The organism is Streptomyces sp. NPDC005181, assembly GCF_040608395.1.
GTDB lineage: Bacteria > Actinomycetota > Actinomycetes > Streptomycetales > Streptomycetaceae > Streptomyces.
In genome coordinates this window covers 1-12550 of the sequence record NZ_JBEXID010000134.1, presented here as the reverse complement: position 1 = coordinate 12550, position 12550 = coordinate 1, and the positions used below count along the sequence as shown (strand labels likewise).

The 12550-nt window shown below is 68.5% G+C and carries 12 protein-coding genes; 5 read left to right on the top strand and 7 right to left on the bottom strand.

The window, feature by feature from the left end; genetic code table 11:
* Positions 1–90: 90 nt before the first annotated feature.
* Together ABZV38_RS37125 and ABZV38_RS37120 are read right to left on the bottom strand one after the other, a co-directional pair.
* Positions 91–864, bottom strand: coding sequence for a class I SAM-dependent methyltransferase (locus ABZV38_RS37125; protein ID WP_356332946.1), 774 nt, complete (start codon positions 862–864; stop codon positions 91–93).
* Positions 852–1640, bottom strand: coding sequence for a DUF11 domain-containing protein (locus tag ABZV38_RS37120; protein WP_356332944.1), 789 nt, complete (start codon positions 1638–1640; stop codon positions 852–854). Before ABZV38_RS37120 ends, ABZV38_RS37125 begins: the two co-directional genes overlap by 13 nt.
* A 29-nt stretch (positions 1641–1669) precedes the next feature.
* Between ABZV38_RS37120 and ABZV38_RS37115 the strand changes: the two genes are divergently transcribed.
* Both ABZV38_RS37115 and ABZV38_RS37110 read left to right on the top strand, forming a co-directional pair.
* Complete coding sequence (locus ABZV38_RS37115; RefSeq protein WP_356332942.1) at positions 1670–2290, top strand: hypothetical protein; 621 nt, start codon at positions 1670–1672, stop codon at positions 2288–2290.
* Positions 2291–2480: 190 nt separating this feature from the next.
* Positions 2481–3974: a PepSY domain-containing protein gene (locus ABZV38_RS37110; RefSeq protein WP_356332941.1), complete on the top strand. Its 1494-nt coding sequence runs from the start codon at positions 2481–2483 to the stop codon at positions 3972–3974.
* A 200-nt stretch (positions 3975–4174) separates the two neighbouring features.
* Here the strand turns inward: ABZV38_RS37110 and ABZV38_RS37105 are convergent, their stop codons facing one another.
* The 5 genes from ABZV38_RS37105 to ABZV38_RS37085 all read right to left on the bottom strand — a co-directional run bounded on the left by ABZV38_RS37105 (position 4175) and on the right by ABZV38_RS37085 (position 9519).
* Complete coding sequence (locus ABZV38_RS37105; RefSeq protein WP_356332939.1) at positions 4175–5791, bottom strand: ATP-binding cassette domain-containing protein; 1617 nt, start codon at positions 5789–5791, stop codon at positions 4175–4177.
* 226 nt (positions 5792–6017) lie between these two features.
* Positions 6018–7697: a ribosomal protection-like ABC-F family protein gene (gene abc-f, locus ABZV38_RS37100; protein ID WP_356332937.1), complete on the bottom strand. Its 1680-nt coding sequence runs from the start codon at positions 7695–7697 to the stop codon at positions 6018–6020.
* Between the two features lie 183 nt (positions 7698–7880).
* The gene (locus ABZV38_RS37095) at positions 7881–8177 is read right to left on the bottom strand and encodes a SpoIIE family protein phosphatase (RefSeq protein WP_356332951.1); all 297 of its coding nucleotides are present in this window, start codon (positions 8175–8177) and stop codon (positions 7881–7883) included.
* On the bottom strand, positions 8075–8431 hold the full coding sequence (locus tag ABZV38_RS37090; protein WP_356332948.1) for a hypothetical protein: 357 nt from the start codon (positions 8429–8431) through the stop codon (positions 8075–8077). The genes ABZV38_RS37095 and ABZV38_RS37090 overlap by 103 nt, the downstream gene beginning before the upstream one ends.
* 572 nt (positions 8432–9003) lie before the next feature.
* On the bottom strand, positions 9004–9519 hold the full coding sequence (locus ABZV38_RS37085) for a DinB family protein (protein ID WP_356332935.1): 516 nt from the start codon (positions 9517–9519) through the stop codon (positions 9004–9006).
* Between the two features lie 646 nt (positions 9520–10165).
* On the opposite strand from ABZV38_RS37085, the gene ABZV38_RS37080 reads away from it, so the two are divergent.
* From ABZV38_RS37080 to ABZV38_RS37070, 3 genes are all read left to right on the top strand, one after another.
* On the top strand, positions 10166–10339 hold the full coding sequence (locus ABZV38_RS37080) for a hypothetical protein (RefSeq protein WP_266992672.1): 174 nt from the start codon (positions 10166–10168) through the stop codon (positions 10337–10339).
* A 1375-nt stretch (positions 10340–11714) separates the two neighbouring features.
* Positions 11715–12134, top strand: coding sequence for a hypothetical protein (locus ABZV38_RS37075; protein ID WP_356332933.1), 420 nt, complete (start codon positions 11715–11717; stop codon positions 12132–12134).
* Between the two features lie 110 nt (positions 12135–12244).
* Positions 12245–12478, top strand: coding sequence for a hypothetical protein (locus ABZV38_RS37070; protein WP_356332931.1), 234 nt, complete (start codon positions 12245–12247; stop codon positions 12476–12478).
* The last annotated feature ends 72 nt before the right edge of the window (positions 12479–12550 follow it).

Sequence of the window (12550 nt, the reverse complement as noted above, 5' to 3'; positions counted from 1 at the left end):
AGTCCAAGCACACCTGCTCGAACTCCTCGGCATCGACGAAACAAGACCCCGCTGGCTGGAGACCTAAAACCCCATGTGCGAAGTCACCGGCTAGTAGTCCGAGCCTGCAGCCGACGGCGGTACCTCGACGACGAACAAGAGGAAGCCGATTTTGGTCGAAAGGGCATGGAATTCGTCGGGGAACAGCTCGCGGGCGGCAGGGTCGGGCTGCGGCTCGCTGATGACGGCCAGGCGGAAGCCGGCGGTGGTGAAAGCATCGGTCATTGCGTGCAACGGCCTGCGCCAGAAGCTCATCGGGACGGACTGTCCGTTGAACGTCATTTCGCAGGTATAGCTGGTGGTCGCGGAATAGTCGGGCCGAGGATCTTGGATCGCGTAGTCCACGAAAGGGTGCTGCACCGACGCGATCAGTCGGCCTCCGGGTCTGAGCACGCGCCGCATCTCGGCCAGCGTCGGCCCCCAGTCCTCCAGGTAGTGCAGAACGAGCGACGCGACCACGTCGTCGAACGCACCGTCGGCGAACGGCAGGGGATCGCTCAGGTCGACCACGTGCAGGGCCGCATCGTCACCGAGCCGCCGCCTGGCCAACGCCAGCATCCCGGCGCTGGCGTCGATGCCGGTGACGACGGCACCGCGGTCGCGTAGTGCAGCGGACAGGGGGCCCGAGCCGCAGCCGGCGTCCAGGATCCGGCGGCCGGCCACGTCTCCGGCGAGGGCTATCGTCGCGGGCCGCTCGTAGTACGCGTTCAGGATGTTGTGCTCGTTTTCCGCCGAGTACGCCTCGGCGAAGCTGTCGTAGTCATTCACCTGGGCCGGATCTGCAGGCTGGGCGAGACTCTCGGGCAAGTTGGTTACGCGTTCCATCGTCGCAGCCTAGTGATCACATGATCCGCCGGACAGAACCTAGATCGAGGAACTCCGTGCGTGCCCGACGGGAGAAAAACGTCGACATCATGGGCCGGCCTCCCGCACCGCGAGCAGCCTGTTCCCGCACGTCCCATCCTGCCCGGAACCGGCAGAGCTCCGGTGCTGCGAGAGATCGGCACCCAAAGGCTGGAGCCTGTACGGGGAATGATCCTGACTGATTGACCGTTCATCCACCTGTGGGTACGGAGGGGACAGTGTCCCCGGGCCTCACCTATAGCCCATGGGGAAGATCGTTCGGCTGAAGCCCCCATGGAGCCCTCCGCCGAGAGGCGACCACCCTCCGTACCGCACACAGACTGCCCCGGCTGGCCTCCCCCGGACCAGCCGGGGCAGTCCTGTCTGCAGCCCGCAGGTGCGGACCGCGAAGCGGTGCTCCGTATCCATTCGGGCCAGTGCGCATTCCTCCGACAGAGTGTCCGGGTAGTGGCGGTGTTGTCGTTCGGATCCGGATCGGGGGTTCCGGAGGTGGCTTCGGCAGTCACGGTCACCTTGCCCGACGACCCGGCTTTGACTCGTACCGTGAAGGTGCGTGACTTTCCGGCGGCCAGGGAGCCTGCTTGCCAGTGCAGTTGGGCGCGGGTTGTGGCCTCGGGTGCGGGAACAGCATCCAGTACGCGCAAGCGCTTGAGCCCGTCGAGGGTGACGACCACGTCGGTGGCGGTGACGGGGCCCTTGTTGGTCACGGTAGGGGCGCCTCGGGGTACTGTCCCCATTCAGGTGACGCATGGCACCATTGCTGCTCATGACGTCCGGGCCCGCCTTCCGTCTCGCGCGTGCCGCGGTGTTCGCGGCCGTGTGTGTGGTGGCGACGGGCCTTGGCCACGCCCTGATGTTACGGACAGTGCCGGGTTGGGCGGTGGGGTGTGCGTTCGCCGCCACGACCGCCGGAGCCTGGTGGGTGGCCGGACGCGGTGAGCGCAGTGCCCTAGCGGTGACAGGCGCCACGGTAGTGGCGCAGTTCGCCCTGCACGGCTGGTTCAACCTTGCCCAGGCCTTCGCCGCCGCCCCCACCAGTACCGGCGAGATGGCTGTTGGCCATCAGGCCATGGATGCGATGCCCATGACCTCCGCAGCCATGGTGGGCTGGTCCACCGGCATGGCCTCCGCCCACGTCCTCGCCGCAGTGCTGAGCGGGCTATGGCTTTGGCGCGGCGAGGCCGCGGCTTTCCAGCTCGCCCGCTCCCTGGCCCTGTTCGTCTTCGCTCCCCTGCATAGGGCCTGGCGCGTCCACGTCGCCGTCAGTACACCCCCCGCCCCCGCAAGCCCCGCGTCCTTCCACATCCCCTCGCGCTTGCCCCATCAGGCAGCCCTGTGGCACAGCGTCACGCGGCGGGGCCCACCGAAGCCGGCGATCTGCTCCTGACCGTCCGTCCCGCTCTGTCGCGGTGACGGGCGCAGTCCGGCGTGCCCGCACGCACCCGTCTGCCCGGCGCCCTTCGGGCGCTTCGGCTGCGGCAGCCGTGTCACGCCGTACCGCCTTTGCGGCGGACCGAATCGTTGACTTCGCGGGCGCCCGCGCCCCTGCGCGCCGGGTGCCGATTGGGGATGCACGCATGCCTTCAACACAGGAACAAGCACCGAGAGACGACCGCGATGAGGCCGTAATGGCCGTGGCGGAAGCCGTCGGCCCCACCGAGCCGTCACCCGCCGCGGAAGCCGGCCCCTCGCAGACAGGTCCTTCGTGGAGGGGCGTACGAGCACTGCTCGTCCGACTGCACTTCTACGCTGGGGTGTTCGTCGCCCCCTTCCTGCTCGTGGCCGCGCTGACCGGGCTGGCCTACACCTTCACGCCCCAACTCGACCAGCTCGTCTACGGCGACCAGCTCCGGGTGGAGCAGGTCGGCAACGGGCCGCGCCCGCTCACGGAACAAATCGCGGCGGCCCGGGACGCCCACCCGGAAGGCACGCTGGCTTCGGTGATCACCCCGCCCGGCCCGGAGGACACCACGCGGGTGGTGCTGTCGCTGCCGGAGCTGGGCGACAAACAGCGCACCGTCTTCGTCGACCCCTACACCGCCAAGGTCCAGGGCGAACTGACGACCTGGTACGGCTCGACGCCTCTCGCCACATGGCTGGACGACCTGCACCGCAATCTGCACCTCGGCGAGACCGGCCGCCTCTACTCGGAGGTCGCCGCGAGCTGGCTCTGGGTGATCGTCGCAGGGGGGCTTGTCCTGTGGCTGGGACGCGCCCGGGGACAGCGCGCCAAGTCGGCGCGCGGCGTTCTGCTGCCCGATCGCTCCGCCCGGGGCGTACGGCGTACTCGCAGCTGGCACGCGGCCACCGGCGTGTGGCTCGCTATCGGCCTGTTCTTCCTTAGCGCCACCGGCCTGACCTGGTCCCACTACGCCGGCGACCACTTCGGGCAACTGCTGGACGCAGCCAAGGGCCACGCGCCCGAGCTGGTCACCACGCTGCCCGGCGGGGCCGAAACAACCGAGGGCGAGCACGCCGGGCACACCGGACACGGCACGGGCCACGACTCGGCGTCGACGGACCCCGCCGATTTCGACGCAGCCCTCGCTGTGGCCCGCGACGCCGGGCTGGGCGGTCGGGTGGAGCTGACGCCGCCCGCGGACGCGGTGAGCGCCTGGACCGTGGCTCAGGCCGATAACCGCTGGCCAGTGCACTACGACCAGGTGGCCGTCGACCCCGCCAAGGGCGAGGTCACCGGCGAGAGCCGGTGGACCGACTATCCCGCCCTGGCCAAGCTCAGCAAGCTCGGCGTCCAAGGCCACATGGGCCTGCTCTTCGGCCTCGCCAACCAGATCCTGCTGGCACTGATCGCGCTCGGCCTGATCTTCGTCATCGTGTGGGGTTACCGCATGTGGTGGCAGCGCCGCCCCATGCGTGACGACCGCGCGGCGGTCTTTGGCAAGGCCCCGGCACGGGGTACGTGGCGGCAGCTGCCCCTGCCGGTGCTGATCATCGGCGTACCGGCCGTCGCCATCCTCGGCTGGGCACTGCCCGTTCTGGGGATCACGCTGCTCGGGTTCCTCGTCCTGGACGTGGCAGCTGGGCTTTTCCGGCGAGGCCGCGCCGCGTAGCGCCGAAGCCGGGAAGGCACCATCTGCCTCCGGCCCGGCACGCACTGTGCCGGGCCGGGCCGGGCCGGAGGCAGATGCCTGCGGGCGCGTGCCGGATACCGTTGCGGTGCGCTCCGACAGTGCCGAGGAGCCTAGGGGGGTGCGAAATCAACGACGAACAACCTTCGACGTCACCCCACATGCGGTTGCAGTTAACGGACTTACCGCGCTCGGAGCCGGAACTCACGGCCCGGCCAGCGGGAGCGCAACCACCGGTCGTGGCTGGCGACCACCACGGCACCGAGACTGGTGCCCAGAGCCTCCTGCAGTTCGTCGCAGAGCAGAGGCGAGAGGTGGTTGGTGGGCTCGTCGAGCAGCAGGAGCTCCGGCGGGTGCGCCAGCAGCAGTGCCAGGGCGAGTCGGCGGCGCTGGCCGACCGACACCTCCCCGACTCTCTGGTCCAGGGTGTGCGTGTTGAACAGGCTGAGTGAGTCAAGCGGTACGGACTCGGCGCGCTCGGCACCGAGCGCCAGCTCATACGTCTCTCGGACGGTACGGTCCGGCCGGCCGAACGCAGTGTCCTGGGTCAGCAGTCCGACCGTGAGCCCGCTGCGTTGCTGCACCTCGCCGCCGGCGTCCAGCCGTCCGGCCAACACCCCGAGCAGGGTCGACTTGCCCGCCCCGTTCGGCCCGGTGACCAGCAGCCGGTCGGCGGACAGCACGTCGAGGCAGTCGACGGAGAGGCGGTCGGGCACCTGGATGTCCCGCAGCGACGCGAGGATGCCGTCATCGGAAGCGGCCGCAAGGGAGGTGGCGTGGAACCGCAGTGGCTCGGGTGGCCGGCTGACGTGGTTGCGCTCCAGTTCGTCGAGTCTGCGGGCGGCGCTGCGGACCCGTCGTGCGATCTGGTTCTGCACCCGGCCGGTCGTGTGGCCGTAGCCCATCTTCTCGTTGTCGCTTCTGGCCCGTCCCGGCGCGACCCGCTGCGCGGTCGTGGCGGCGGCGCGGCGCAGTTCGGCGAGTTCTCCCTCTTCCTGGGCGAAGCGCTGCTGCCAGCGTTCCCGCTGGGCGCGTTTGAGACCCTGGTAGGCGGTGTAGTTGCCGCCGTACCGGGTGGGTCCCTCGGCGGACGGGTCGAGGTCGATCAGGTCGGTGCAGACCGCGTCGAGGAACGCCCGGTCGTGGCTCGCCAGCAGCACGGTCCCCGGCAGGCCGCGCAACTGCTCCTCCAGGAAGCCCGCTGCGCCGTCGTCCAGATGGTTGGTGGGCTCGTCGAGCAGGAGCGCGGCGGGCCGCCGCGTCAGCAGCGTGGCGAGCGCGAGCCGGCTGCGCTGCCCGCCGGAAAGGGCCCCGAGAGTCCGGTCGTACGGGATGGAGCCCAGGCCGAGTCCGGCGAGGACGATCGCAGCGCGCCGGTCGGCGTCCCAGGCCCCATTTTCCTGCGCCCGGTCGAGCCGCACGCCGTACTCGACCAGCAGGGCGGCGTAGCCGGGTGAATCCTGCGGGGTCCCGGCGAGCGCGGCGGTGATCCGGTCGAGTCCGGAGAGTTCCTCGCGGGCTTCCCGCAGGGCGTGATCGAGCACATCGGAGATGGTCGAGGCGGCGTCGAACGGCATCTCCTGCGGCAGAAAGCCGAGGTCGGCCGGGCGGACCACGGTGCCGGCGTCGGGTGTGTCGTCGCCGGCGAGCAGCCGCAGCAGGGTGGACTTTCCGGCGCCGTTCTCGCCGACCAATCCGATCCGGTGGCCGGGTGCCGCGGTGAGGGAGAAGCCGTCGAGAACCCGGCGGGTGCCGAGCGTTCGGACGAGATCGTGGGCGAGCAGAGCAGCTTGAGGCATACGAGCACCAAACAGGGTGGGTGGTCGCGCCCGGGGGCCGGAGCCGCGGACGCAAGTGGCGAAGCCCGGGTGGACGCGGCCCGCCCGAGAGCGAGGGGCGAGGTCGGTCCACCCGGGTGAGGGACGGGGTCGGCCCGGCGCGAGGGACGGGGATTGCCCGCCCGGGTAGGGGCGGGGCACACCGGGCAGCGGGTGGTCTCCGCCCGCTGCCCGGGGCGAGTCCGCCCTACCGGCCTGAGCCGTCCTGATGTCCGGAAGCCATCTCCGGCGCCGCCATCTCCGGCGCCGCCGTCTGCAGCAGCCGCCCGTCGGCGAGCCGCAGCCAGCGGTCCACCTTGATCTCCGTGAGGAACCGCTCGTCATGGCTGACCACCACGAAGGCGCCCTGGAAGGCGTTGAGCGCGCTCTCCAGTTGCCCGACGCTGACGAGGTCGAGGTTGTTGGTCGGCTCGTCCAACAGCAGGAGCTGCGGGGCCGGTTCGGCGTACAGGACGCAGGCCAGGGTGGCCCGCAGCCGCTCGCCGCCGGACAGCACCCCGACCGGGAGGTGCACACGAGGGCCCCGGAACAGGAAGCGGGCGAGCAGATTCATCCGGTCCGCCTCCGGCATGGCCGGCGCGAACGAGGCCAGGTTCTCGGCCACCGTGCGGTCCAGAGTCAGCAGGTCCAGGCGCTGCGACAGGTAGGCCACACGGCCGTCGGCGCGCTTGGTTGAGCCGCTGTCCGGTTCCAGTTCGCCGTTGACCATGCGGAGGAGGGTGGACTTGCCGACTCCGTTGGGACCGGTCAGTGCGATCCGCTCCGGGCCCCGGATCGTCAGGTCCGTGCCTTCGCCGGCGAAGAGAGCCTTCTCGCCGTAGTGGAACTGCATCTGCTCGCCGAGGAAGACGGTGCGCCCGGCCGGGAGGTTGGTGTCCGGGAGCTCCAGGGTGATCTTCTGCTCGTCCCGCAGCGCGCGGCTGGCGTCGTCGAGCCGGTCCTTGGCATCGCTGACCCTCGATGAGTGTGTCTGATGCGACTTGCCCGCCGCTTCCTGGGCGTCGCGCTTCATGTTCCCGGCGAAGATCTTCGGCAGACCGGCGTTCTTGAGGTTGCGGGCCGCGTTGCCGGCCCGGCGCTCGGCCCGCTCGCGGGCCTGCTGCAGTTCCCGCTTCTCCCGCTTGAGGTCCTGCTCGGCGCTGCGGATGTTCTTCTCGGCGACCTCCCGGGCGGCGCTCACGGCTTCCTCGTACTCGGTGAAGTTGCCCCCGTAGAAACGCACTTGGCCTCGGTCGAGTTCGGCGATGCGGTCCATTCGGTCGAGCAGCGCGCGGTCGTGACTGACCAGCAGCAGGCAGCCGCGCCACTCCTCCAACGCGTCATACAGCTTGTGCCGTGCGTCGATGTCAAGGTTGTTGGTCGGTTCGTCGAGGAGCAGGACGTCGGGCCGCTTCAGCAACTGCGCCGCGAGGCCCAGCGAGATGACCTGGCCACCGCTTAGGCTGTGCAGGTGCCGGGTGAGCTCGATCTGCCCCAGCCCGAGCCGGTCCAGCTGGGCATGGGTGCGCTCCTCGATGTCCCAGTCGTCACCGATGGTGGTGAAGTGTTCTTCGCCCGTGTCCCCGGACTCAATGGCGTCCAGGGCCTTGATCTTCTGAGCGACGCCCAGGACCTCTGACACGGTCAGGTCGCCGACCAGCGGCAGGCTCTGGGGGAGGTAGCCGAGCACCCCCTCGGTGCACACGCTTCCCCGGTTGGGCTTGTACTCGCCGGCGATCAGCTTGAGCAGGGTGCTCTTCCCGGCGCCGTTCGGTGCGACCAGGCCGGTGCGGCCGCCGCCGACGGTGAACGAAAGATCCTGGAAGACCTGCTGGTCATCGGGCCAGGAAAAGGAAAGGTTCGAGCAGACGACAAAGGCGTCGGGCATGTGAAGACCTCGTGTGACAGGGGAACGCCCATGGCGTCGCCCACAAGAGAAGGGGGTTATGAAACGACGAAATAGCCACGGCCACGCGTATGCGCTCCTGCCAGTGGCTGAACACTTCCGGTATCACCCGGAGATGTCGTCGTCACCCGCCATGTGTCTCTCCCTGTCTGCTACCACTTCTGGTCAATCGATCGTAGCAGCAGGCGCCGGCCCCATGCCCTCCGGTTTTCCGGCCGTGGTCACCGTTGCCGCACGGAGGCCGTCCTCGTCGGCACCCTCCGTGGACGGTGCGGCCCGGCGGCGCACCGCGACCATGGCGACGTCGTCCTGCACCTCCCCGCCCGCATGGACGGTCAGGTCGCTCATGAGGCGCTCGATCAGGTAGTGCGGCTCGTCCTCGGCGAGGAGCGCGAAACGGTCCAGCGTCGGGTAGAAGACGCCCGCCGGGTCGCGGGTCTCGAGGAGGCCGTCGGTGTGCAGGAGCAGCGTGTCCTCACGTGGACGACGTAGAGGTCGTCGGGTATCTCCAGGACGAGAGCGGTGATGAACCGCTCCGCGGCGTTGCTGTCCGTCTGGCCGACCTGGTCGACACGGCGGCGCACGCTGGCGTCCAGGGACAGGGCGACATGCTCCAGTTTCACGTCGCGGTGCGCGGCTTCGCAGAACGCACCGATGACGGCTGTGGCGTCGTCGACTGCAGCCAAGCCGTTGCCCCGCACGTCACCGATCAACATTCGTACCGTGCGGTCGACACGTTCGGCGGCGTACACGTCTCCGCCGATGTGTGCGTGGGCGGCGGCCGAGCGATAGGCAGTGGCGATTTCCAGACCTGCCACACGACAGGGCAGACAGAAGCACCCCCGGCGCACGCCAAAGGATTTACCACGCCCCCGGCGCGCACCGAAGGTGCGCTGGATCGCTGACCTGTGCAAACGAGCGGAGCGACGTATCGGGACCGGTACCTGCGCTGGTAGCTCAGTTGAGGACCTGGACCTCAACGACCCACGCGCTGAAAGCGGTCTGCCGGGTCTCGGCGACGCGCTCAAGAACTTCCGGGCCGTGGCCACGAGGTTCGACAAGCGCGCCTACGTCTTCCCTACGTTCTTCTCCGGGACAGGGTGAGCCCTCCGTATGGTTGACCCGCCCAGGGGTGTCGAGTGTGGCTCTACGTCTTCTGCCTCCTATGGCTTCCGTGGATTGGCCGCCCGACGCCCCACGACGACTCGGCTGCCAATTAGGAATCCACGGCACCGTCACCGTCGCCTCGATCCGACTCTGGCTCCGGCAATGATCCGCAGGGCAGGGCCTAGACGCCGATCCGTCCGTCGACGAGCTCACGCACGATGTCAAGGTGGCCGTTGTGGCGGGATGTCTCTTCAATGAGGTGGAGGATCACCCATCGGAGGTCCACGTGGCGGCCGTCACTGATGGGACGCTTGGCCGTTGAGTTCAGGTCGTGGTCGGACACCAGGCGACGATAGCGGGCACTCTGCTCCTCGTACTCGGCGAGGAGCTGTGGCAACGGGATATCGACCGCTGTCCGCATCTCAGGATCGGGGTCATCGTCGGTCGCCTCCGTGAGCGGCCCCACGTGTTCCTCCCCCAAAAACACCACTTGGACCCAGTAATACTCGACCCACCGCAGATGGCTGATCAGCCCGCACATCGTCATCAGCGGGGAACTCGGGAGTGGGGCCTTGCGGGCGTCTTCCGCGGACACGCCCTCACACTTGGCTCGCGCCGTGTCACGGGCGTAGTCCAGGAAGGTGGCCAGCTGCGTGCGCTCGTCCCATGTGGGAGGCGTATCGGTTCGTTGAGTCATCGCGGGAAGTCTGCCGCAGCTCGGAGGGGGTGTCGAGAAGTTAAAGAGCAGCACCGTCGAGTGCTGCATCCGCTGTGTGCAACGACGGCCTGGCAAGATCCGCCGGACAGGCCCTAGCGGATTTACTGGCCGTGGAACGGCTGAACGATCCGCGCTGCTGCGCCGGCCACCATCCCGAGGCGCTCCGCATCACCAGGTGAGGGCGCGGGCTGGCCCCCTGACGGCGGTTTCCACTGTCCTCATCACCGTCGCCTCCCAGGTTCTGGCCTGCCTTCCAGGCTCCCAGGCAAACTCGTCCACCAGGCAAACAAGGGAGGTGACCTCCCAGATCTCCCTGAGAAGTGGACATATCGGCTGGGCTGGCAGGTGCGGATCAACCGGGCGCGCCCTGATCGGATGTCACGCTGCGAGAGCGGTGGGCGGGACGGGCTCGTAGCACCGTCCGTCGCAGAGGAAGCTCCAGAGGACGTCGACACGGCGGCGAGCGAGGCGTCATCCATTCGGCCCGTAGTGATTGCCGTAGCGCGGAGTTGGAGGTGGGCTGGCAGTGCGCCTGGCGATAGTCGCGGGCGCCAAGAGGGCGGGAACCCCTGCCGAACGAGCAGGGCCAGCCCCCCACCGACCCACACGAGACTTGGAGATCCCCATGCCCTACCGCAAGGGACAGCACGTGGAGTACCGGGACCAGCAGGACGAGCTTCAGCGCGGCGAGATCCGGAGTGCCGAGGGCAGCGGGGCGCAGGCTCGCTACGCCGTCCAGAACGAGGCGACCATGCGCGAAGACAAGGTCAGCGAGAGCCAGATCGAGCGAGAGCTGTAGGAACGGCCCTGCCGACACAGCCGCCGTTGCACCGAACCCAAGCGCAACGGCGGCTGCTGGATGTCCTGCGACAGCGAACGTTGAGCAGTGCCACTGTGTCCGTGCTCAGGTCTTCAGGCACGGTCAGCTCCCGGGTGGGTGTCGTGGCGGCGAGGCCACGGCCTGTCTCAGGACGGGGCGCAGCGGCGATCTCCGGTACTCCGGGACAGGCATAGTCGGTGTCGGGGTAATCGATGTCGGTGAATTCCACGAGCAGATTGTTCGCGCGTCGGCCGCTGTCCTTGAAATACGCCTTCCTGCAATCCCTCCGCAACGATGTTCTGCAATTCCTGTTCACCGGAACCGGCCTCCTGGGCGGTGAAATGACGGTCGGCACAAACGGGCAGAAGATGCTGGGTGATCAGCCAGTTGCGCCCGCCATCCGTCGTTCCGGGGGCTGCAGTGAACCCGAAACACGCCCCATCTCAATCGTGTTGCCGATCGTGGCTGGTTGGGCACCAAGCCAGGGCAGTACGACCGCACTGGCCGATCTCCCGCATCGTGGGAGCTGCGAGGCGTCGTCCGTGACCCGGGCCCGCGTGCCCTGGCGCCCATGCCCCACCTGCGGGCAATCCGAACGGCTGCACGCTCCTGGCCCATGCCCCAGCTGTCTCAAGCAGCGGCTCCACGAGCTCTTCGCCGATGACACGCGCGCCATATCCCCCAAGCTGCAGCCCCTCCACGACGCCCTGACCAGCACCGAACGGGCTGGCACGGGGATGCGCTGACTCTCCAAGGGCGTCGTCTCCACTGTTCTGTCCGATCTCGGCGCCGGCCGCCGTCCCCTCACCCACGAGGCCCTGGACGAGCTCCCTGAAAGCAAGGTCGTCAAGCACATCCGCAGCGTCCTCGTCGCCACCGAAGTCCTGCCCAAGCGGGACGAGCAGATGGTCCGCCTCGAATTCCACGTGAAGGACCTCGTCGCCTCCCATGCGACGGCCGAGGGACGGAAAGTCCTGCACCGGTACGCAGCCGCGGCAAGGAGATCACGTACTACCAGCTCAAGGTCGCGCGGCAACATCTGCGGACAGCCGTCTATCTCCTGAATTGGCTCGAGGGCCAGAACCTGCCCCTTGCCACCTGTCGCCAGACCAACCTTGAGTCCTGGATGACCAGCGACGACGTCCGCCTGCGCCGGGAGGCAGGCCACTTCGTGCGCTGGGCCCTCTCCCAGAAAGATCGTCCGTGATCTCAGCTTCCTGGCCGAGCGATGGAACGGCCCTTCCCAGGCGATGGATGACGAAGCCCGCTGGGCTACCGCCCGGCGCCTGCTGCACGACGACACCCTCAAACCCGAAGACCGCCTCGCCGGCCTGCTGTTGCTCCTCTATGCCCAGTGGCCCGCGGCGATCTCCCGGCTCTCCTCGACCACATCGAGGAGACGGACAGGGCAGTCCGCATCCGCCTCGGCGCCGTGCCGGTCGAGCTTCCCGCACCCGTCGCTGAACTGGCCCTCCAACAGGTCGAGATTCGCCGCAGCCATGCCGTCCTCGGCCGCACGGACTCACCCTGGCTCTTCCCCGAAGGCCAATCCGGCCGCCCGATCAGCGCCTGGGCCATGGGCGAACGGCTTCGCAAACTCGGCATCCGGCTCGCCGAGACCCGCTCGACCGCACTGTTCCAGCTCGACACCGAGCTGCCCGTCGCGGTCCTCGCCCGCGCCCTCGGCATCACCGTCGCCGTCAAATGGCAGCGAGCCGCCGCCGGGGACTGGGGCGCCTACGCGGCCGAGATCAGCCGCCGGAACAGCTCCTGAGCGCGTGCTCCTTGAAGGGACGCCGCTGGTGAACGGTCAGGAGTAATAGCTGGTCAGGGCGCAGATAGATGGTCGGGTTCGAGCATGCCGCGCACTCTACGATGATCAGCATGGAACCGGTGCCCACCCTCGTCCACCTGGACAGCCCCTTTATCAACTTCCGTGACTTCGACTTCGTCGAGGGCTCCCACGGATATCGCTGGGTCAACACCAAGCGCTTCCGGCTGACGGCCGATGCGGCCGATGACCGAGGCGTGTTGGCGGCCTTGATCGCGCACCCTCAATTCCGTGACACGTACGACGGAGCCGGCGTTCAGGACTCAATGCCACTTAGCTTGTGGTGATCGTCATGCCACGAGGCCGAGGGGTTGTTCGTTGGCGAGGCGGATCGTGGCGGGTGTGGGGTGACGGGTGCC

Coding starts and splice junctions, on each gene's coding strand:
- ABZV38_RS37125 (WP_356332946.1), bottom strand. CDS start 864: ATGGAACGCGTAACCAACTTGCCCGAGAGTCTCGCCCAGCCTGCAGAT.
- ABZV38_RS37120 (WP_356332944.1), bottom strand. CDS start 1,640: ATGGGGACAGTACCCCGAGGCGCCCCTACCGTGACCAACAAGGGCCCC.
- ABZV38_RS37115 (WP_356332942.1), top strand. CDS start 1,670: ATGACGTCCGGGCCCGCCTTCCGTCTCGCGCGTGCCGCGGTGTTCGCG.
- ABZV38_RS37110 (WP_356332941.1), top strand. CDS start 2,481: ATGCCTTCAACACAGGAACAAGCACCGAGAGACGACCGCGATGAGGCC.
- ABZV38_RS37105 (WP_356332939.1), bottom strand. CDS start 5,791: ATGCCTCAAGCTGCTCTGCTCGCCCACGATCTCGTCCGAACGCTCGGC.
- abc-f (WP_356332937.1), bottom strand. CDS start 7,697: ATGCCCGACGCCTTTGTCGTCTGCTCGAACCTTTCCTTTTCCTGGCCC.
- ABZV38_RS37090 (WP_356332948.1), bottom strand. CDS start 8,431: ATGTTGATCGGTGACGTGCGGGGCAACGGCTTGGCTGCAGTCGACGAC.
- ABZV38_RS37085 (WP_356332935.1), bottom strand. CDS start 9,519: ATGACTCAACGAACCGATACGCCTCCCACATGGGACGAGCGCACGCAG.
- ABZV38_RS37080 (WP_266992672.1), top strand. CDS start 10,166: ATGCCCTACCGCAAGGGACAGCACGTGGAGTACCGGGACCAGCAGGAC.
- ABZV38_RS37070 (WP_356332931.1), top strand. CDS start 12,245: ATGGAACCGGTGCCCACCCTCGTCCACCTGGACAGCCCCTTTATCAAC.